Below are 22,038 nucleotides of genomic sequence, written 5' to 3' on the forward strand. Positions count from 1 at the left end.
TACTCATGATCATTCACAATAAAAATAGAACGAACGATACCTTTTTATATACCTTTGCCTGTCACGAAAGTGAGCAGGCTCTTTGTCATTTAGAGCTGAAACGACTGCTTGGAATGCAGAAGGCTTTGGACCATTCATTTTATATAACGAATCACTGCATCGATCCTTCGCGGAGTCCCTTTCTTAACATGAGAGTAGATGTATTATTCTCGGCTTCTGGCCTAGATGAATTGTTAGTGCTTGCCGAATCCATAGAACTTGAAGAGGGTTCCACTTTTAAAGTGTTGTATCTGAAAGAAGGGATTCCTTACACCTATGACGAGCAAAGAACACTTGAACGTTCGGTAGGGAGCCGGATTAAAGGTACAGCGAGAATGAAAAAACCAGATGTTACACTGGGTCTCATTCACTTGGAATCAGGATGGATGCTTGGACGATGTCATGAAGCAGAGAGTGTGTGGCTGAATCACAAAAATAAACCGCATAATTATTCCACTGGCCTCAGTTCCAGGGTTGCCAGAGCGCTCGTTAATATAGCAGCGCCTGAAGCCGCAGGGGTAACGATGATTGATCCTTGCTGCGGGATGGGAAATGTCCTGATTGAAGCTTTATCCATGGGAATATCCATCCGCGGTAATGATATCAACCCGCTTGCCGTACAAGGGGCTCGTAAGAATCTTCGTCATTATGGTTATGATGATACTCTTGTTACGCTTGGAGATATGACGAATCTCGAAGAAAAGGCCGATCGCGCTATATTAGATCTACCATATAATGTGTGTTCCGTGTTGCCGGTAGAAGAACAGCTGCAGCTGCTGAGTCACCTTGGAAAACTAGCCGGGGAAGCAGTCATTGTAAGTACACAGCCCATTGCGGAGCAGCTACGGCAGACGGGATGGCAAATCGAGGACCACGTAACTACATCAAAAGGTTCTTTTGTTCGGGAAATTTGGTACTGTAAAAGGCAAACGGGGAATCACCTCAGAGAATAAAGCTCTTTAGTTAAAAATAAGAAGAACCCGCTTCAAGATATATGTCTTGAGCGGGTTTTTATCATTCTAATAAGAACGACTGTAATCGACTAGATTACGTGGAAGAGTCTCATTCTTCACATAAGCTTTCAAGTTCTCTATAAATATTTCAAAAGCACGTTCCTTATAATAAGGAGTGCTTCCAGTAATATGAGGTGTAATTAGTACATTATCCATCGACCATAAGGGATGATCGTTCGGCAAGGGTTCTTCTTCAAATACATCGAGCGCAGCAGATGCAATCTGTTTTTCTTGTAAAGCTTTCAGCAGTGCAGAAGTATCTACGGTTGCGCCGCGGCCAACATTGATGAAGCATGCTTCTTTTTTCATCGCTGCAAAAGCCTGTTCATTAAATAGATGGCGGGTATCATCCGTAAGCGGAAGAATGTTAACCACATAATCTCCGTCAGTCAGTACTTCTTCAAAACGTTCCATGGAGACCATTTTGCTGACATGCTCTACTTCTTTACCCGATCTGCGAACACCAATTACGTTCATGCCAAAAGCTTCGGCAAGTTTAGCTGTGGCCTTCCCAATCTCACCTACGCCAACGATGACCATCGTTTTTCCATGAAGTTCGCTCATGTTATCTTCACTTGCATCCCATGTGCCGTTAGCCTGATTAACTGCAGCTCTTTTAAGATTACGGGATAAAGACAGCATCATACCAAGAATCATTTCTGAGATCGGAATCGCATGAATTCCGCTTGTATTAGTGAGCAGTATATTTCGTTCTTCAAAAGTTTCTTGAGGAAGATAGTCTACGCCGGCAGACCAAGTCTGTACCCATTTTAATTTGCTGTCTGGATGTAATAATTCATCTGGTTTACTTTTTGGCCAACCCACCAAGATCTCTGCTTCTCGCAGGACGGAGGGATCAAGCTCCTTTGCTTTGCCTGTAGTTATCGTATAATGAGGTGCTATATCCTGGATACGCTTTTGCTCTGTCTCTGTAAAAGAAATTAAACTTACAATTTTGCTCATTCGCGTAGATCCTCCTCGTTTTATGTATAGTTACAGTGTAGCAGATGATTGGGCAGACGAGCAATTGAAGCAGGGGAGAGTACCCCGTCATGTATACCATCTATTTCCTAACACTTATAATAGAAGAAACCCATCTTTATTGTTGTATTAGAACAGCTGTACTCTTATATAGAAACCTATTATTATAGAAATAAAAAAATTTTAACGTTGATTAAGCGGAAAATTGACATCTAATTATAGGTTATTTACCCAGAAAACAGGAGTAATAAAAATTTGTTTTTGTTACCATATTTTATGGAGTGAGTGACAAGTAACTTATGCTTGTTACCTTATTCAATTCCTCTTTGTATTTTTGGGAGTAAACATACAATATGGGAATTTAAACCTTTTATAATAATTTAGTACCTGGTACTAGCACTAGGATGTTAGTATTATAATTTGGTTAATACTAGGTAAAGATATAGAGATAAAATTGAAAATAGAAAGGAAGCTTCGAATGACGCAAACAACACAAGATAAAGTACGTATCTTCACAGCTGTTTCTCTACCAGATCATGTGAAAGAAGAAATACAGCGTTGGACAGTCGATAACAAAGATAAACTTCCCTTCCGTAATTTTACACATAAAGAAGATTACCATATTACACTTCAATTTTTAGGGGATACGGAAATAGGTTCCATTAACGCACTTTGTGAAGCTCTTCGAGAAGCTGCTGTTAAGATGCAACAGTTTCCTCTAAGTGTTGGAGATGCAGGTGTTTTTGGTTCGCCATTACGTCCTAGGGTTTTATGGAGAGGAGTCGAAGGAGAGATTGATGAGCTCGCTGTGCTTTTCCAGCATATTTTAGATGCAACTGCTCCGTTAGGATATATTCCTGAGGATCGTCCTTATCGACCCCATATTACGATTGCTCGCAAATTTGATGATTCTAAGAAGCAAAATTGGAACTTAGAGGAATTGTCAACACAGAAAAAAATTGAACCGTGGCTTGTCAAAGACTTTGTATTATTTCAGACGATACTTGGTCAAAAACCGATGTATAAAATAATCGAGAAATTTGATTTTTGATTGTCTCTATTCTCTTAACTTCGCTTCAAAATGGGTTAATTGTTTATTATCCTAAAAATATACAATCAATCCAAATATATTAAAGGAATTAATAGAGTTAAAAAAATTCACAAAAATTATTCAAATTTTTTTATTTTATGATGCAGAGCAGGTGTTCGTGTGTTAAAAATCCTGATGTATCAACGAAATTTTGAGTTTAACATTACCCTCACTTGAGGGGCTTACAGGGATATCTGACGCATAAAATAGTTTACTCTATGTATTCAAACCTTGCATTTTTGGTTACAGTTAAGTAGAATTGTGCCGATATAACAGGAGGTTATTATGAATACAAATAGAGAGACTCGCTGGGTAGCACCGCTCATGTATGTGCTGCTTGTGTTTATATTGGGGGCAAGCCTGATTACGAAGGCTGTTGAAGTATATGGGGAAAGTACAACTCAGGATAGTACGGAATCCGGAACTCCTATGAATCAAATAGCAGTAAATCATAACAGCAGGATGTACTCTGATCGGGACGGAGTCGCTATGCTTACTTCCGTGACGGATTTAACAGGAGTAACCACTGTAACAACGGCACAGCTGACACAAGAATCAGGACCTTCTTCTTCGGAAGACCATGTCTTGCTCAAAACAGCTGCTCTTTCGGCAGAAACGAATGCCGAGAATGAGAAAGAAGCAGAGCGTAAGGCTTTAGAAGCCCAAAAAGAAGCTCAACGAAAACTACGTGAACAACAAAAAGCAATTGCGTTAGCAAAAGAAAAAGAAAAACAAACTACTCCCCCAAAAACTCTATACTTTACCAAGACGGAATTACTAACCCAGGAGGAAAAAGACAAGGCCACCTGGAACTACAACGTCTCGGATAAAGAGCTGCTTATGCTACAAAAAATTGTCATGGCAGAAGCAGAAGGTGAACCGTACGAAGGCAAAGTTGCAGTAGCTAACGTTGTCTTAAACCGGCTACGGTCAGCCAATTATCCCGATACCATTAAAGGCGTTATCTATCAAAAGTATCAATTTAGTCCCGTGGCGAACGGCCGAATGGACCGTGTGACGCCGAACGAGGATACCATTCGTGCTGTCAATGAAGCGCTCAACGGACGGAAAGAAGTGCCTGACGAAACACTCTACTTCTTATCTATTACCCTAGCTGACGACTTAACAGTACATCATTCACAAATAAAAGTTAAGAGAATCGGAAATCATACATTTTATAAATAAGCTCCAAAAGTGATATACTAGAAAGATAGTTCCTTTAAGAAATGTTCATTTCTACTGACTAGGAGGCGTATCACTCTATGAAAATCACATATTATGGACACTCATGTATCCTTGTTGAAGAAGCAGGCAAACGCGTTATTATTGATCCTTTTTTAACAGGGAATCCTACCGCTAAAATAGCTGCTGAAGACGTCAAAGTAGATGCAGTGCTGCTAACACATGGTCACTCGGATCACTTCGGTGATACACTCACGATCGCAAAACAGAATGATTGCCCCGTTGTGGCGGTCTATGAATTAGCAGAGTATTGCCAGAGTCAAGGAGTACAAGTACAACATATGAATATTGGCGGGAGCTGCCAGTTTGATGGATTTAAAGTGAAGTATACGCTCGCCTTCCATAGTTCCTCTCTTGAAGTGAACGGGACAACCGTATATATGGGACAGCCTGCGGGAATCCTGTTAACGATGGGTGACAAAACGATCTACCATGCAGGAGATACAGCACTTTTCGGTGATATGAAAATCATCGGTGAAATGAACGATATTGATACAGCGATCCTGCCAATCGGTGATGTGCTGACAATGGGTCCTGAGGATGCTGCAATCGCCGCTGAATGGCTGAGAGCAAGAAAGGTCATTCCAGTTCATTACAACACCTTCCCGTTTATTAAACAGGATGCAAATTCGTTTACTGAGCTTCTAGAGTCCAAAGGGATAGTAGGAGTGGCTTTAGAGCCGGGGGCTAGTACAGAAATTTAGTTCTTACTGAATCAATTTCACCATTTTCATGAGTTATGATATGGATTAAATAGATAAGAAAGAGCTGCTTATGATCTTGCTGGGTAAGCCGGATGGTGAGCTGCTCTTTCTTTTTTTTGATTATGTAATTTTTTTCTTGCCAATAGAACAGAAAAGTGGTAAAGTGATTTTTGACCGAATGACTGAATTGGATTTTTAGTCAAACAGAAGTTAGAGGAGGAGAGGCAATGGCTCCGATAGATCGTCGCAAACAAATACTCAAAGCAGCAGCGAAGTCCTTTGCTTTGTTTGGTTATAAAGCAACGACGATGGATCAGGTGGCGAAGATTGCGAATGTAGGTAAGGGAACAATCTACACCTTTTTTACTAATAAGGAAGAATTGTTCGATGAGATTTTGCATGAAGTCATTATAGAAATGAAAAATGTGGCAGAGAGAGAATTAGATCATGAGCAGACGTTTTTTAATAACTTGTTTCGAATATTAGATTCCTTACTTGAGTTCAGAGAGCAGCATGATCTGCTCATTAAGCTTTCTCAAGAAGTGAGGGAGTTTGGAACACTGCAAGCAAAAACGGGCAATGCCAAGGTAGAAGGTGTAATCACAGGTTATCTCGAGAAAGAACTTCGCTTAGCGCAAGAAAAGGGAGAGATAAAACCTTGTGATCCCAAAGTAGCGTCTTTCATTATGTTTAAGATCTACATTGCACTTACTTCGGATTGGAGTCATGGGAATGAACCTCTCAGCAAAGAAGAAATTAAGCAGTATATTGAGTTGTTTTTGGTGCATGGACTAGTGCCAGATCTTCCAGCATAAAAATACTTACGGAAAGCCGGCTGCGATATATAGTAGTTAGATAGATAGAAATAGCCGGCTTTTAAAAAAACTTCCCTGAGACAAAGTAGAAAGTATGCGATAAAACAAAAAAATGTTTCATTGCTCAGGTAGAGGATTATATAAATAATGCAGTACTTAGGTTGTATCTTTGAAAAAGCATAGGAGAAAGGTTATTTTTTTTCATCTCATATGACTATTTGGGGAAAACAGTCATGAAGTTCGCGCTTTCATTTTTCATACTGCGCTTATGAAATGAAATGACAACTAGAAAGTTCGAAGTGAGATAGCGTAAAGGGAGAGAAAGAAGTAAATGAAGACATTATCCGTATTTTTTCAAGATGTATGGCGAGCACTGAAGAACCCCAAAGTTCTTATTCCGCTCATCGCAGTGATGCTGATTCCTATTCTGTATACAGGCGTATATCTTACCGCCTTTTGGGATCCTTACGGCAAACTGGACACACTGCCTATAGCGGTGGTGAATCAGGATCAGGGTGCTGAATTTGAAGGCAAGCAGCTTCAGATCGGGGAAGATCTCATCGATGAGCTGAAAGAAGGGCAAGATTTCAATTGGCAGTTTGTAGATCTCGATGAGGCAAGACAAGGAATGGATAATAACGAGTATTATATGATGATCACCATTCCAGAAGATTTTTCGCAAAAAGCAACGACATTAATGGATGATGAACCGAATCCTTCTGAACTGATCTATGAACCGAATGCGAGCTATAACTTTATTGGTGCTCAGATCGGTGACACGGCGATGAAAGAAATCAGCAAGAAGATATCTGCTGCGGTAACCGAATCCTATACAGAAACGCTGCTTGATAAATTCACAGAAGTAGCGGATGGATTCGAAGAAGCAGGAGATGGCGCAACCAAAATTAATGACGGTGCCGGCGAACTGAATGATGGAGCGCTGACCCTTCAAGAAAATCTTCAGAAACTGACAGACGGAACGCTGGAACTAAAAGAAGGTATTGCTCCACTTGCAGACGGGGTCAAAACCTTGGATGATGGAGCGAGTCAATTAAGCTCAGGTGCCAGTGACCTTTCCACTGGACTATCTCAACTCGTTGATGCAGAAGGCCAGCTGGCTGGCGGAATCGGACAGCTTCAGGATGGTGCGGGTAAGTTGAAAGACGGTATTGTAAGTTCTCGTGAAGGTGCAGGCAAGCTTAGCATGGGTCTTTCTGCTGCATCGGAAGGTGCGGACTCATTAGTATCGGGTCTTGAGGATGCATCAGCAGGAAGTGAAAAACTAGTAGCCGGACTGACTTCTACCGAAGCAGGTGCCAGCAAACTTTCAGATGGACTAAAAAGTGCAGCTGGAGGAAGTGAGCAACTTGTAGGTGGTCTCACTGCATCTCAAGCAGCTAGTAAGCAAATAGCTGAGGGTGCACAAGGCGTAGCAGACGGGATTAAACAGCTGACTGAACAGAGTCCAGAACTCGCAGCACTTCCTGAGGTACAAAAGCTGCTTGCAGCGAGTCAGGCTGTTGCAGCAGGAAGCAGTGAACTTAGTGAAGGACAAAGTAAACTGCTAAGTGGAGCACAGTCTCTACATGAGGGGAATTCACAGTTATCTTCAGGTGCGGACGAACTTCTCGCTGCTCAGCAGCAATTACTTAGTGGAGCACAGTCTCTGAATGACGGACACGGGCAGTTATTAAGCGGTGCACAGCAGCTTGCTGATGCTCAGAAACAATTAGCAGAAGGTGCAAATACGCTCGCAGCAGGTCAAGATCAACTTCTCGCAGGGGCAGATCAGTTATACAGCGGCCAGGGAGAACTTGCTAGTAATATGAACTTGTTCGGAGAAAAATTAAGTGAGGCAGCGACGGGCAGTGAGACACTCAGCTCAGGTGCAGCTGATCTTAAATCGGGAACAAGTACGCTGGCTGGCGGTGTAGGCGAACTTACCGGCGGGGTAGATACTCTTGCAGACGGTTCTGTGAAACTTACGGATGGTGCTGGCGAACTTCATGAAGGACTGACAGAGTTAAAAGATGGATCAGAAGAACTGGCAGACAAGCTTAACGATGCGGCTGATGAGACTGCAGAGATGAAAGGCAAAGACGACAGCTTTGTTGATATGTTCGCGGAGCCGGTTCAAACAGTAGAAGATGAGTCAAGAACGGTTTCGAATTACGGAACAGGACTCACACCTTACTTCATGTCGATTGGTTTGTTCGTTGGTGCATTGATCTCAACCATCGTTATGAGCATGCGTGAAACAAGTGTACCAGGTGCAACGCCTTGGGCACGCTTTGTGAGCCGATTCTTTGCTTTTGCAGGAATGAGTATTATTCAAGCTATTGCAATCGCTACGTTCATGATTTATGGATTACACCTTGAAGTACAGAGTGTTCCTTATTTCTATCTGTTCTCAATCATTACAGGTATTGCTTCCATGATGATTGTTCAGGCACTCGTAACTTGGCTGGATCTAGTGGGACGTTATCTTGCGATCGTTCTACTCGTACTTCAACTTGCGACAAGTGGTGGTACATTCCCGCTTGAAACACTTCCAAGTTGGCTGCAGCCGATTAGTCATTTGTTGCCGATGTACCACAGCGTTGTTGGTTATCGTGCTGTAGTAATGAGCGGAAACTATGATCTAATGTGGAAACAAGCTGAAATCCTAGGTGTTTATGCTGTAGTGGGCATGTTATTAACACTCGGATACTTCTTATGGAGTGGTTCTAAAAAAAGAAATGATCAATCAGAAGATCAAAATCATACGCACAGTGGTGAAGCACTGACCGCATGATTAAGCAATATCAAAAAAATAATGAATGCACCCATAATACAGCCTATCATAGATAGACTTGTTTGAAAGTGTATCTTGTCACACGAAAGCCCCGCCTTCCATAAGAAGGCGGGGCTTTCTATTTTCTGAAAGATTGTACAAATTTTCAGAGTATTGGTCCATTCAAATATAACACCGTTATGGCAAATAATTAAGAACAATATAAAGAGTTAACAGGGAATGAGCAGGAATAAAATATCCAAACAAATACCGGGAAAAACATCGGTATATAGTGGTATAAAAACGAAATTTTCCTTATGACGACCATAGAAATTTTAAATTGCACCGAGTTTACACTCGATGTTAAAATGAGAGAACTATACGACCTTTGATCGTCAAGTACGGACTATTTATTACCCTTCCTCATTCCCTTTGTCCCTTCGTCATTTTTCGCTTATTACGGATGTTCCTAAAATTCATGATCATAGAAAGGTTGCGTTCCATGAGACAGACTGGATTACCTCCAAAACAGGGGCTTTATGACCCGCAGTTCGAGAAAGACGCTTGTGGTATGGGGTTTGTAGCTAATATTAAAGGGGCTGCCTCTCACGATATTGTTAGTCAAGCTTTGACGATGCTGAGTAACATGGAGCATCGTGGAGGACAAGGGAGTGAGCCGAATTCAGGTGACGGCGCCGGAATTTTAATTCAGATCCCTCATCGGTTTTTTGCAGAAGAAGCACAGCGACTTGGATACCAACTTCCAGAGCCAGATCATTATGGTGTAGGGATGATTTTCACCTCACGTAACGAAGAGGTTCGCGAGGAGCATTTGAATATCCTTCGCAAGATTGTAGAAGACGAGGGACAGCAGTATCTTGGTGTTCGTGAAGTCCCAACATACGATGGTATGTTAGGCAGATCAGCGCTTGCTGCGAAGCCTTATGTATGTCAGGTGTTCATTGGCACGAACGAGGAGAAGCTGAGCGGACTCGAACTAGAACGGAAGCTGTATATTATTCGCCGCCGCGCAGAGCAGCAGATTCGGTACGCTGATCAGGTAAGAGGCGCGGATACATTTTATATTCCAAGTATGTCTTGCCGTAAGATTGTATATAAAGGCATGCTGACCACTGAGCAGGTGGGTCAATTTTATCTTGATCTGCAAGATGAACGGGTAGAATCAGCAATGGCACTGCTGCACTCTCGTTTTAGTACCAATACATTTCCAAGCTGGGAGCGGGCGCATCCGTATCGTTTCATGATCCACAACGGTGAGATCAATACGATGCGAGGTAACGTCAACTGGATGCACGCACGTCAGTCTCTGTTTGAGAGCGAACTATTCGGAGAAGACTTGTCCAAAGTTAAACCTGTCATTAATCCGGATGGATCGGATACAGCGATGTTTGATAACACGCTTGAATTTCTGTACTTAAGCGGACGTTCCCTGCCGCATGTCGCCATGATGATGGTGCCTGAACCTTGGAACAACGATGCGGGTATGGATGAAGATAAGAAGGCTTTCTATGAATATCACAGTACCTTAATGGAACCATGGGATGGACCGGCTGCGATGGCATTTACAGATGGAATCCAAATTGGAGCCATACTAGATCGTAACGGGCTGCGTCCTGCAAGGTATTATGTAACGAAAGATGACCGTATTGTGCTGTCTTCGGAAGTGGGAGTCCTTGATATTGCACCAGAGAACATTCTGTACAAGGACAGATTACGCCCAGGCCGTATGCTTCTCGTGGATACAAAGGAAGGGCGTATTATTTCGGACGATGAAGTAAAATCGCAGATTGCATCCGAACAACCCTATAAAGAATGGCTGGATGAGCATCTCGTCGATCTTCATGAGCTGCCTGATGCACCGGAACTCCCAGAACCAAAACATGAGAATATCAACCAGCTTCAGCTGGCATTCGGATATACTTTTGAAGAGCTGCGTAAAGTCCTGGAGCCGATGGGTTCTACAGGGATGGAAGCAACTGGTTCGATGGGATACGACGCACCCCTGGCGATATTATCGGATCGCCCTCAGCGGCTTTATAACTATTTTAAACAGATGTTTGCGCAGGTTACAAATCCGCCGATTGATGCTTTGCGCGAAGAGATTGTCACTTCGACACTGACTACGATTGGCCCCGAACGTAACTTACTGCTGCCGGAACCAGAAAGTGCAAGACAGATTCGTGTATCTTCACCTATTCTCTCTAATGAAGAGTTTGCAAAACTCCGTCATATACGTAGACCTGGTTTTCGTTCAATGACGATCCCGATCTTCTTCCCTGCTAAAGAGGGTGCAGAGGGAATGAAGAAGGCGATGGATGTACTTTTTGAAGCAGCAGATCGTGTCATTGAGAAGGGGCATAATATTCTGATTCTCTCAGATCGCGGTGTAGATGCTGAGAATGCGGCCATTCCTGCGTTACTCGCTGTTTCTGGACTTCACCATCATCTAATTCGTCAAAAAACCCGTACAAAAGTTAGCATATTGCTGGAATCCGGTGAACCCCGTGATGTCCATCATTATGCGGTGCTATTAGGGTACGGCGTGAGTGCTGTGAATCCATATTTAGCATTCGAAACCATGGATGTTATGATTCAGCAAGGTATGCTGCGCGGGATTACGCATGAGAAAGCAGTGAAGAATTACATTAAGGCAGCGACAAAAGGGGTAGTGAAGATCTTATCCAAGATGGGAATCTCTACGATTCAATCCTACCGAGGTGCACAGATTTTTGAGGCTGTAGGACTCAAGAGTGATTTTGTCGATGAATACTTCACTTGGACACCTTCCCGCATCGGCGGTATTGGCTTAGAAGAAGTGACAGCAGAGACCCTAGTGCATCATGAACGCGCATTTACAGATAAAGACGGTAACGATAAAGTGCTGGATTCAGGAGGAGAATATCAGTGGCGGAGCGATGGAGAAGACCATCTATTTACACCGCAGACGATTCATACGCTCCAGCACGCGGTTAGAACGGGAGATTACGCGCTTTATAAGAAATATGCAAAGCTTGTCCAAGGCGAGAACGAGAAGAGACTTACCATTCGTTCGCTATTGAAATTAAAACCGGCGGGTCCAAAAGTTCCTCTTGAGGAAGTGGAGTCAGCTGAATCCATTATGAGACGATTTAAGACAGGAGCTATGTCTTTTGGTTCCATTAGTAAAGAAGCACATGAGGATTTAGCGATCGCAATGAACCGGGTTGGCGGTAAGAGTAATACCGGAGAAGGTGGAGAAGATCCCGCTCGTTTTGTAAAAGACAGTAATGGTGATTCTCGCCGTAGTGCGATTAAGCAGGTGGCTTCTGGACGTTTTGGGGTAACATCGAATTATTTGGTAAATGCCGATGAGATCCAGATCAAAATGGCGCAAGGAGCGAAACCAGGAGAAGGCGGTCAGCTTCCAGGACGTAAAGTATATCCATGGGTAGCTGAAGTTCGCGGCTCAACGCCGGGCGTAGGTCTTATTTCGCCTCCGCCGCATCATGATATTTACTCGATTGAAGATTTAGCGGAACTGATCTATGACCTTAAGAATGCGAACCCTCGTGCGGATATTAACGTAAAACTAGTATCTGAAGCAGGAGTAGGTACCATTGCAGCAGGTGTGGCAAAAGGACGCGCTGATATTATTCTGGTCAGCGGATATGATGGAGGAACAGGGGCTTCCCCGCAAGGTTCCATTCGTCATGCCGGTATGCCTTGGGAGCTGGGACTCGCAGAGACGCATCAGACCCTAATGATCAATAATCTGCGTGACCGTGTTGTTCTGGAGACAGATGGGAAGATGCTGAACGGCCGTGACTTAGCTGTGGCAGCCTTACTTGGTGCGGAAGAGTATGGATTCTCTACGGCTCCACTAGTTGCACTGGGCTGTATTATGATGCGTGTCTGCCAGATGGATACCTGCCCGGTAGGGGTGGCAACTCAGAATCCGGAACTTCGTAAGAACTATATGGGTGATCCAGCACACGTCGTGAACTTTATGCGTTTTGTTGCGGAAGATACAAGAGAGATTATGGCGGAGCTTGGTTTCCGTACCATTGAAGAGATGGTAGGCCGGACGGATTGTCTGGATGCGGAACATGCTGATGGTCATTGGAAGAAGAGCGGGATTGATCTTTCGCTGCTCCTCCATGTGCCAGAACAAGCCGAAGGAACGAACCGTGTACGTACCCAAAGACAGAATCATGGTCTAGAAGAGACCCTGGATATACAGAAACTTCTTCCGATGGCTGCTCCAGCACTGGAGTCTGGCCAATTAGTAGAAGGTGTGCTCGGTATTACGAATGTGAACCGTGCAGTCGGAACCATCCTTGGCAGTGAAATGACACGTAAATATGGCGCTGCAGGTCTTCCGGAAGATACGATTAAGTTCACGTTTATTGGATCGGCAGGTCAAAGTTTCGGTGCCTTTGTACCGAAAGGGATGACGCTTACGGTCGAAGGGGATTGTAATGACTACGTAGGGAAAGGTCTGTCTGGCGGTAAGCTGATTGTAAAGCCGTCGCCTCAGTCTACTTTCCCTGCGGAAGAGAACATCATTATCGGGAATACCGCACTCTACGGTTCAACAAGTGGTGAAGCATATATCCGCGGCATTGCAGGAGAACGTTTTGCGGTTCGTAACTCAGGTGCCCGTGTAGTGGTTGAAGGGGTAGGAGATCACGGCTGTGAGTATATGACCGGGGGCCGTGTAGTTATCCTTGGGGATACAGGTCGTAACTTCGGAGCAGGGATGTCAGGCGGTATTGCTTACGTCTACGACTCAGACGGTACGTTCCTAAACCGTTGTAACCTCGAGATGGTCCTTCTGGAGCGAATCGAAGACACGTCCGAAGCTGCGGTTCTGCATGGTATGATAAGCCGTCACGTAGAGTATACGGGAAGTACAGTAGGACAGCACATTCTAGATTACTGGAAACAGGAGATTGGATATTTTGTTCGAGTCATTCCAAAAGACTTTAAACGTATGATGGAACAGATTGATAAAGTACAAGCGAATGGACTTACTGGAGACGATGCACTACTTGCTGCTTTTGAAGCAAACATGCGTGAATTAACTAGAGCAGGACAGTAATTCAACATTATTTTAATAAGGTAATATTCATTACAGACAGATTTAGAAAAAGACCTTAAAACTAGGACCTCTTGTTAGGTTGGTTTTAAGGTCTTTTTATGTTTTCGACAAAAATAGAAGCAAAATCGCCTTAGATTCTGCCATGAGACGACAACAAATATAGGCTTATTTACGTATAATAGGTCTAGTGTTGCAGATGAATAAAAAATACATATACTTTATAAATCTTAAATAAATGGAGTGGTTGTCGGCATGAACATGGAGTATCCAAGTGGGAACAATGATCAGAACTTAGAGCAGGACAACCCGCGCAAACAAGTGGATATCATGGATGTACTTAAACAATGCGGTATTGATCCAAATCATTGGGAATCCCTCGTGCTTCCTGAGAAAGATTCATAAGAGCCCGTTAAGAACGGATTCTAGTCAACTACAAAAGAGAAATCATACACAAAAAGAATAGCTGCAAAATATCGCTGGGGTCAGCAATGTTTTGCAGCTATTCTTTATATACCTTTATTCATCAGAAGCAAGTTATTTCATGTCTCGTTCCATTCTTACAAATGCAATGAATCGCTTCGCTTCTTCCTCTGACAAGGGCTTTCCATCAATCATAAGTTCGAATTTACCGAGTACTTCACGATCTGACAATTCTAAGGAATCAACAAAACCTCGCACCTCTTCATCAAGTACCATGTCTGGATTATTCGTCCGTCCAAGTAAGTAATCTACCGACACATGAAAAGTATCAGCAAGTCTTGTGAGTGTTTCAAAATCCGGTTTTCTGCGGTTTTTTTCATAATGTGAGAGGGATGCTCTTGTAATATCAAGCATATTGGATAATTCCTCTTGAGTCAGGCCTCTTTTTTCCCTGAGTTCCGCAATGCGGTGTCCGTAATCCATCTATATCTTTCCTCCTGGTTTCTAATAAATGCTCCAAATATCAATTGAATTAATAGACTGATAATACAAACTTAGCTAATTATGGCTTGACACGATACGCAATGTATCGTAAATTTGATACAGCAAGGTTACAAATTGTATCATTTTGTCACACTTTTCTAGCCTTGACCCCAATTGTGTCATTCATACCTCGAAATATGCTCGCAAAGGGAATGAATCTAATGAACCAGGTCAAAGACAGCGATTCCAAAGCTTTTATGTATATCCATAAGTATCAAGATCGAGTCATTCATAGTAAATCAAGACCCATCATCGTAATGGGAATGGGCCAGCAATCGATAACCTTCATAAGTGACCTGTATATCCCCGTTACACCTGATCTTGAGATTGGACTGGATGTCGAGGATGGACATGGTGGTAATATGCACTCATTATGTACGTTGAAATGGAAGCAAGAATTTGAGAGTTTTACGTTATATCATGGATTCCTACATAATCCAGAGAAACACAGACTATACATAAACGGACAACTGAACTGGATGATTCACCGTATGCCGCATCTGTATGAATTACGTCCGTTAGATCGGATGGAAGAGTGGACCTTAATTCAAGACAAGATTTACAACAAAATAGACCTGTTTATCTAGATACATATCGCCATTTTACTATATTTCAATAGTTACTGCATTAGTTGTTTGACCCCAATATCTTAGTGTGCAACATAATTGGCTTGAGGGGGACATAAGATTGAAGGTGTTCGTCATATGATTGAAATTCACAGTCACATTCTACCGGGTCTTGATGATGGACCTGCTTCTACAGAAGAAGCACTCTTGCTTGCCCAGGCTGCTGTTGACTCAGGCATAACGAAGATCATAGCTACACCGCATCATTTGAATGAAAGTTATGATAACCCCCGGCAAGAAGTTGAGGAAGCAACGAAGCGATTTGAACACCTGCTGCAAGAGCATGATATTCCGCTTCAGGTACGTGCTGGTCAAGAAATTCGCCTGCATCCAAGGCTCATGGAACTATGGATGAATGAGGAGTTACTGACACTGGCATCAAGCAAGTACATACTTTTGGAACTTCCGTATCACGAGATACCCGCTTATTTTGGAGATTTACTATATGAACTTAGCCTACGAAATATCATTCCAATTCTTGCTCATCCAGAGCGGAATGCTGTGTTGCTCAGAGAACCAGAGAAACTTCGGGAATTCATGGCAGAAGGTGCACTATGTCAGATCACTGCCCAATCCATCATTGGACTTTTCGGTCGAAAAGTTCAGAAGTGGTGTTTTCATTTTTGCAAACAAAATGGGTTACATTTCATTTCATCAGATGCCCATGACCTGAAACATCGAAATTTTGCGTTAGCAACTGCTTATGAACGATTGGAAGAACGCTTTGGTACAGCAATGGTGGAACAGCTCCAGATCAACACCCGCAGAGTCTGGGATGATCGAATGGTAGAGCTCGCAGAACCGGCTCATGTAAGGCGCCGATTACTATTATGGTAGCAGCAGGAGAGCTAACAAATTAGGGAGGAATTGAAATTGGAACTGAAAGAATATCTAAATATCATCCGTAAGAGGTTATGGCTCATTGCTGCGATTGTGATTGTAGCCTGCCTAGGGGCAGGACTGAAGACCTTTATGACTACCCCGCTTTATAACGCGGAAGCAAAGCTTATCGTCAATCAGACCTATGATCGTCAAGGAACAGCGATGTTAGATTATAGTTTAATTCAGACTAACGTCATGGTTATCAGTTCCTATACTGAGGTAATAAAATCCTCAGCGATTCTCGACAAAGTGGTTGCTGCCTATCCAGATTTAGGTTTAACTTCTCAGCAGCTTGCATCGATGATTTCCGTATCTTCTGCGAACGATTCACAGGTAATGAATCTAAGTGTACAGGATACTTCATATGAGCAAGCAGCGAAGACCGTCAATGCGGTTGCGAAGATATTCGAGAGACAAATCCCTTCGATTATGAACGTGGATAATGTAACGATCCTAAGCGAGGCTCCACTTGAAGTAAATGCAGCTCCCATCAATATCAATCTAGTCATGAGCATATTGATTAGTTTTGTCGTTGGTCTGATGCTAGCTGTGGGTCTTGTATTCTTGCTTGAATATCTGGATGACACGTATAAGAGTGAAGCAGAACTTGAGAGAGAACTCGGTTTACCCGTGCTTGCCGTCATTGCAAGAATCAAGAAGGATGATGTGAAATCCTCGCAACCTTCAATAACAACTCAACAACAGGTAGGTGAAAGCTCTTATGCCACGATCAACCAATGATCGCCAGCAGCTGGTTACAGCAGTGAATCCCAAAGCTCCGATCTCGGAAGCGTACCGTACTCTGAGAACCAATGTTCAGTTCTCTGCGATTGATGATCAGATCAAAATACTGATGGTTGCCTCGGCACAGGCAGGGGAAGGAAAGACTACGACAGTCAGTAATTTAGCCGTTACATATGCGCAAGAAGGCAAAAAAGTTCTAATTATCGACACCGATCTACGAAAACCATCGTTACATCAAGTGTTTGCCATATCCAATCATGCAGGTTTGTCGAGTGTACTGGCAGGGAGATACCCAGTGGGTGAGGTATTGCAAAAGACTTCGATTGATAATCTCGATGTTCTATCCTCTGGACCAGTGCCACCGAACCCATCCGAGATGCTCGGATCACGCAAGATGATCAGTTTACTCGAAGAACTCGGTGAACGTTACGATATCTTGCTTTTTGATACGCCGCCGGTACTAGCGGTTACGGACGCGATGATCATTAGTTCCTTATGTGACGGAGTCATCCTTGTAGTGAATTCCGGAAAAGTGAAGAAGGATCTCGTTAAGAAAGCGAAGGCACAACTGGAACATGTGAATGCCCGGATCCTTGGGGTTGTACTCAATAATTTACAGCTCGATAAGAATCAATCATCTAACTACTATTACTACGGTGAACGGTAACTCGTTAACCTTCTTGTTTTCAGGTAATGCCTACTGAACCTTTATCACTGTAGGTACTCGGTCACACTGTGGGTTCGTAACCTTAGACGTTAATCGTCAAGGGTGTGATGTGAGGGGGGGTTAAATGCCCATTTATGAAATTGAAAGTAAGAATTGTACCGCTTACATTCATAGTTTCAGCTAAACGGTACAACTCGTGCTTTCAAGTTGTAATACAGAAATCATAAAATAATGAAGAAGGATAAGGTGATGATGTATGAAAAAAGTAAGGAAAGCTATTATACCTGCAGCAGGCCTTGGAACAAGATTTCTCCCAGCGACAAAGGCAATGCCAAAAGAAATGTTGCCGATTGTTGACAAGCCGACCATTCAGTACATCATCGAAGAAGCAATAGCATCAGGAATCGAAGATATTATTATCGTTACAGGTAAAGGAAAGAGAGCAATTGAAGATCATTTTGACAATGCATTTGAATTGGAACAGACATTAATGTCAAAAGGGAAATTTGATCTTCTTGAAGCAGTTCGTAAACCTTCCAACGTAGAAATCCATTACATAAGACAAAAAGAACCAAAGGGACTCGGGCATGCCGTATGGTGTGCACGTAATTTTATCGGTAATGAACCGTTTGCTGTTTTGTTAGGCGATGATATTGTTGTCTCTGAAACCCCATGTACACGTCAGTTGATAGATCAATATGAAAAGTTTGGGAAATCTATATTAGGTGTGAAAAACGTAAGTAATAATGAGACCGATCGGTATGGTATCATTGATCCATTATTTACTGATGGACGACTAACATCGATCAATTCATTAATAGAGAAACCACCGATTGGCACAGCACCATCGAATCTTGCAATTATGGGAAGATATATTTTAACGCCCGAAATATTTAATTATCTAGAAGAACAAGAAATTGGAGCTGGCGGTGAAATCCAATTAACAGATGCTATCCAAAAACTCAATTCTGAGTATGGTTCATATGCCTATAACTTTGAAGGAACACGATATGATGTAGGAGAAAAACTTGGTTTTATTCTAACAACCATTGATTTTGCATTACGAGATGAGAAATTAAGAAAATCAGTGCTTTCTGGACTAACTGATATCTTAAATCGTGAAGAGGTCGCTGGAAAATTATTGGTAGCTGGTGGAGAAAGTCTATGAGTGATAATCAACTCAATGAAATATCGGCTGGTTATCAAAAAGAAAATGAAAGCTTGATATATACTCCGGAAGCTAGTGGAAAAAACCTATATAGTTTATTTACTAAACCATTCATTGATTATTTTGTTTCTATTATATGTTTAATTTGCTTGAGTCCCTTAATGCTTCTAGTATCTGTCATGATTAAACTTGATTCCAAGGGCCCTGTTATATTTAAACAAGAGCGCTATGGTAAGGGAAAGAAAATTTTCAGAATATATAAATTTCGAACAATGTATATAGATGCCCCTAAATACGCTTTATCGCCAACGAGTAGTGAAGATCCTCGTATTACTCGGGTTGGTAAGTTTCTTAGAAAAACAAGTATGGATGAATTACCTCAATTATTAAATATTCTAAAAGGGGATATGAGTTTTATTGGTCCTCGGCCTGAATTAAGAAATGTAGTCGAAGAAGTATACAGTGATCTGGAATTCAAGCGATTAGTTGTAAAACCAGGCATTACAGGCAGTTGGCAAGTTAGTAATGCTCGAAAACAACCGATTCATCACAATCTGCAATATGATTTTGGATACATTGAAAATGTTTCAATGAAATCGGATCTCATGATTATTTTTAGAACACTAAAAATTCTAGTTAAAAGTAATACATTTTAATTTATATTACTAGGGGATGTGAATTAATGAGAAAAGTAATTGTGTCGGGAGCAGCTGGGTTTCTTGGCTCTTACTTAGTGAAACAATTAATACAACAAGGTGAAGAGGTTATCGGAATAGATAACCTTTCAAGTGGGTTAATGTCCAACCTATCAGAAGTCTTGAATCATCCAAGATTTAATTTCCTTCTAGCAGATGTATCCGATAAAGAAGCTATTACTGATTTATACCAAGAAAAAGTGAAAGAGATCTACCATTTAGCTTCACAGGCATCACCGAAATTTTATCAAGCAAATCCATTTGAAACAATGAAGGTAAATACACAAGGTACTTTTAATCTCTTGGAGTTAGCAAGAGATAAAGAAGCTAAATTTCTTTATACCAGTACTAGTGAAGCTTACGGTGATCCAGAAGTACATCCTCAGCCTGAATCCTATCGTGGGAATGTAAATACTTGGGGACCGAGAGCATGCTACGATGAAGCAAAACGGCTTGGTGAAGTTATTTGCTATGAATTTTATGAACGTTACGGTGTTGCAGTGAAAGTTGCTAGAATTTTCAATACCTACTCTGCAGGCTTACGTAATGATGATGGAAGGGTCATTTCTAATTTTGTGACTCAAGCTTTAGCAGGAGAGGATATTACTGTTTATGGTGATGGTTCTCAAACTAGATCCTTTTGTTATGTAGATGATAATATTCGGGGTTTGCAGTTAATGATGAAATATGATGAAGCAAATGGAGAAATTATTAATATTGGTAATCCAGTGGAATATAGTGTATTGAATGTAGCTTATATGATTAAACAGATGACACAATCTGAAAGTAAAATTGTTTTCTATCCGCTACCAAAAGACGACCCAAAAGTAAGGAGACCAGATATTAATAAGGCTCAAAACATATTAGGTTGGGATCCTGTTATTTCTTTAGCAGAAGGATTACAAATTACAATAAATAAATACAATGAAACTTTGGTACAGATCCACCCATAACGGGTGGATCATTTAGTTTTCACTATTAAGAAAAATGATGGAGATAAAACCATGTTATTTTTAATATCTTTTTTTATGTCGATTGCAGCATACAATCCAGTAATATTTGGGTTAAATCTTTCAAATATTATTCTAATAATAGGCTTTATATATATACTACTAGTGAGAAATGTGAAAACTAAAATGTTTCATTACAAAAAAACAAACGTTATGCTCATTATACTTTTATATGTATATTTATCCACAACTATAATTTATTCGATAGATCAATTAGTTTCTATTATTACTTATGTAAAAATAATAACTCCAATACTTTTTAGTGTTGTATTAATGAACACAATAACAACTCTTAGAAAAATGGAATTTTTCCTAGGTTTATTGATATCCTCTGGTTATATATCAGCAATATATGGATGCGTACAATACTTCTTTGGTTTAACAGATTACAGGCTAGTTGCTATTAATGGAGAGTTATTATATAGAGCGACAGGGACGTTTCAACATGCCAATGTGTACGGAAGCTATCTTATATTGATTCTTCCATTTATGATTTATAAATTTTCTCATGCTGAATCTCAAAAAAATAAATTGATTCATTCATTGCTTATTCTTATTACTCATATTGCTATTTACTTATCGTTTTCAAGATGGGCAATTATATGCTTACTAATAGTGTATGTTTTGTTTGGAATAAGAACAATTATAAACTCGTTAAAATTTAAGAAACTACCTAGATGGATAATATTAATTCCTATTATAATTTCAACAGCAGTATATGTTGTTTATAGTAACTGGGGTACAATTGATCTTCTATTTATAGATAGGGGTTCAAATGATATACGATACAACAGTCTAAACATTACAATTACAAGTTTTTTTGATAATATGAAAGGATTTGGCTTAGGAAATGGTAATGGTGGATTGATTCTTGATGGTACTTATTTCAATTTGCTAGTTGATGCTGGATTTGTAGGTTTACTACTTTATTGCATCCTTATTTTCCATATATTAATTGGGCTCAAAAAGAAATATAGTAGTTGTATTTCATTATCTAATTTATATTTAATATCAAACTTATCACTATTATTATTTGTTTTAAATGGATTTCTAGAAACAAATATCTATAACACAGGACTTAATATATTTCTAGGGTTATACATTTATTTATTGAATATTGATAAAGATATATTTAATAAAACTTCTATCAATGTTTTTGAAGCAGATATGACAAGTAATATTCAACAAGTATCCATACCTTTGAATAGTTAATAATTTAGTTTTTGCATATAATAAAATGTTCGATAATGAAACTAGAATCGTTTAGAAATACATTTCTTTTCATCAGTGTCTTTCATTCAAAATAGCTAAATAATATACCGTTATGAAAGGAAAACCATGCAATCCACATTTAATAATAAACTTAGCACTGGAATATTGAGTTTATTTATAATAACTGTTGCGATAGCTGCTACTTCACTCTCTTTAAGTTATGTAGTTGTCATCTTGGTATTATTATTAGGATTAACCTTGATCATATTTATTAATAATTCTTTTTGGTATATTGTTGTTCCTACTATACTTA

At 40.8% G+C, this 22,038-nt stretch carries 18 protein-coding genes; 16 read left to right on the forward strand and 2 right to left on the reverse strand.

Annotated features, from left to right (window positions below):
• Positions 1-5: 5 nt before the first annotated feature.
• Complete coding sequence (locus KJS58_RS12805) at positions 6-992, forward strand: TRM11 family SAM-dependent methyltransferase (RefSeq protein ID WP_213532876.1); 987 nt, start codon at positions 6-8, stop codon at positions 990-992.
• Between the two features lie 66 nt (positions 993-1,058).
• Here the strand turns inward: KJS58_RS12805 and KJS58_RS12810 are convergent, their stop codons facing one another.
• Positions 1,059-2,015: a D-2-hydroxyacid dehydrogenase gene (locus KJS58_RS12810; RefSeq protein ID WP_213532877.1), complete on the reverse strand. Its 957-nt coding sequence runs from the start codon at positions 2,013-2,015 to the stop codon at positions 1,059-1,061.
• Between the two features lie 496 nt (positions 2,016-2,511).
• On the opposite strand from KJS58_RS12810, the gene thpR reads away from it, so the two are divergent.
• From thpR to KJS58_RS12845, 7 genes are all read left to right on the forward strand, one after another.
• Positions 2,512-3,084: an RNA 2',3'-cyclic phosphodiesterase gene (gene thpR, locus KJS58_RS12815; RefSeq protein ID WP_213532878.1), complete on the forward strand. Its 573-nt coding sequence runs from the start codon at positions 2,512-2,514 to the stop codon at positions 3,082-3,084.
• A gap of 324 nt (positions 3,085-3,408) precedes the next feature.
• Entirely contained in the window at positions 3,409-4,308 is a 900-nt protein-coding gene (locus KJS58_RS12820; protein ID WP_213532879.1) for a cell wall hydrolase, read from the forward strand.
• A gap of 77 nt (positions 4,309-4,385) precedes the next feature.
• Positions 4,386-5,069, forward strand: a complete 684-nt coding sequence (locus tag KJS58_RS12825; RefSeq protein ID WP_213532880.1) for a metal-dependent hydrolase — start codon at positions 4,386-4,388, stop codon at positions 5,067-5,069.
• A 227-nt stretch (positions 5,070-5,296) separates the two neighbouring features.
• Positions 5,297-5,884, forward strand: coding sequence for a TetR/AcrR family transcriptional regulator (locus KJS58_RS12830; RefSeq protein ID WP_213532881.1), 588 nt, complete (start codon positions 5,297-5,299; stop codon positions 5,882-5,884).
• A gap of 331 nt (positions 5,885-6,215) precedes the next feature.
• Positions 6,216-8,678 carry a YhgE/Pip domain-containing protein gene (locus KJS58_RS12835; RefSeq protein ID WP_213532882.1) on the forward strand — a complete coding sequence of 821 codons (2,463 nt, stop codon included), beginning with the start codon at positions 6,216-6,218 and terminating at the stop codon, positions 8,676-8,678.
• Positions 8,679-9,159: 481 nt separating this feature from the next.
• A complete protein-coding gene (gltB, locus tag KJS58_RS12840) occupies positions 9,160-13,758 on the forward strand; it encodes a glutamate synthase large subunit (RefSeq protein ID WP_213532883.1) in 4,599 nt (1,532 codons plus the stop codon).
• 252 nt (positions 13,759-14,010) lie between these two features.
• Positions 14,011-14,160, forward strand: a complete 150-nt coding sequence (locus KJS58_RS12845; protein WP_213532884.1) for a hypothetical protein — start codon at positions 14,011-14,013, stop codon at positions 14,158-14,160.
• Positions 14,161-14,292: 132 nt separating this feature from the next.
• Here KJS58_RS12845 and KJS58_RS12850 read toward each other — a convergent pair whose 3' ends face one another.
• The gene (locus tag KJS58_RS12850; protein ID WP_213532885.1) at positions 14,293-14,661 is read right to left on the reverse strand and encodes a helix-turn-helix domain-containing protein; all 369 of its coding nucleotides are present in this window, start codon (positions 14,659-14,661) and stop codon (positions 14,293-14,295) included.
• 221 nt (positions 14,662-14,882) lie between these two features.
• Between KJS58_RS12850 and KJS58_RS12855 the strand changes: the two genes are divergently transcribed.
• The 8 genes from KJS58_RS12855 (at position 14,883) to KJS58_RS12890 (ending at position 21,725) form a co-directional block, all read left to right on the forward strand.
• Positions 14,883-15,308 (forward strand): hypothetical protein, encoded by a 426-nt coding sequence (locus KJS58_RS12855; protein ID WP_213532886.1) that lies wholly within the window; start codon positions 14,883-14,885, stop codon positions 15,306-15,308.
• Between the two features lie 117 nt (positions 15,309-15,425).
• The gene (locus KJS58_RS12860) at positions 15,426-16,184 is read left to right on the forward strand and encodes a tyrosine-protein phosphatase (RefSeq protein WP_213532887.1); all 759 of its coding nucleotides are present in this window, start codon (positions 15,426-15,428) and stop codon (positions 16,182-16,184) included.
• A 36-nt stretch (positions 16,185-16,220) separates the two neighbouring features.
• Positions 16,221-16,970, forward strand: coding sequence for a YveK family protein (locus KJS58_RS12865; protein WP_213532888.1), 750 nt, complete (start codon positions 16,221-16,223; stop codon positions 16,968-16,970).
• The gene (locus KJS58_RS12870; protein ID WP_213532889.1) at positions 16,951-17,640 is read left to right on the forward strand and encodes a CpsD/CapB family tyrosine-protein kinase; all 690 of its coding nucleotides are present in this window, start codon (positions 16,951-16,953) and stop codon (positions 17,638-17,640) included. The genes KJS58_RS12865 and KJS58_RS12870 overlap by 20 nt, the downstream gene beginning before the upstream one ends.
• 256 nt (positions 17,641-17,896) lie before the next feature.
• Positions 17,897-18,808: a UTP--glucose-1-phosphate uridylyltransferase GalU gene (galU, locus tag KJS58_RS12875; RefSeq protein WP_213532890.1), complete on the forward strand. Its 912-nt coding sequence runs from the start codon at positions 17,897-17,899 to the stop codon at positions 18,806-18,808.
• Positions 18,805-19,464: a sugar transferase gene (locus tag KJS58_RS12880; RefSeq protein ID WP_213532891.1), complete on the forward strand. Its 660-nt coding sequence runs from the start codon at positions 18,805-18,807 to the stop codon at positions 19,462-19,464. The genes galU and KJS58_RS12880 overlap by 4 nt, the downstream gene beginning before the upstream one ends.
• Before the next feature lie 26 nt (positions 19,465-19,490).
• The gene (locus KJS58_RS12885) at positions 19,491-20,456 is read left to right on the forward strand and encodes a GDP-mannose 4,6-dehydratase (RefSeq protein WP_213532892.1); all 966 of its coding nucleotides are present in this window, start codon (positions 19,491-19,493) and stop codon (positions 20,454-20,456) included.
• A 75-nt stretch (positions 20,457-20,531) separates the two neighbouring features.
• Positions 20,532-21,725 (forward strand): O-antigen ligase family protein, encoded by a 1,194-nt coding sequence (locus tag KJS58_RS12890; RefSeq protein WP_213532893.1) that lies wholly within the window; start codon positions 20,532-20,534, stop codon positions 21,723-21,725.
• Positions 21,726-22,038 lie beyond the last annotated feature (313 nt).

It is taken from the genome of Paenibacillus sp. J45TS6 (assembly GCF_018403285.1).
GTDB lineage: Bacteria > Bacillota > Bacilli > Paenibacillales > Paenibacillaceae > Paenibacillus.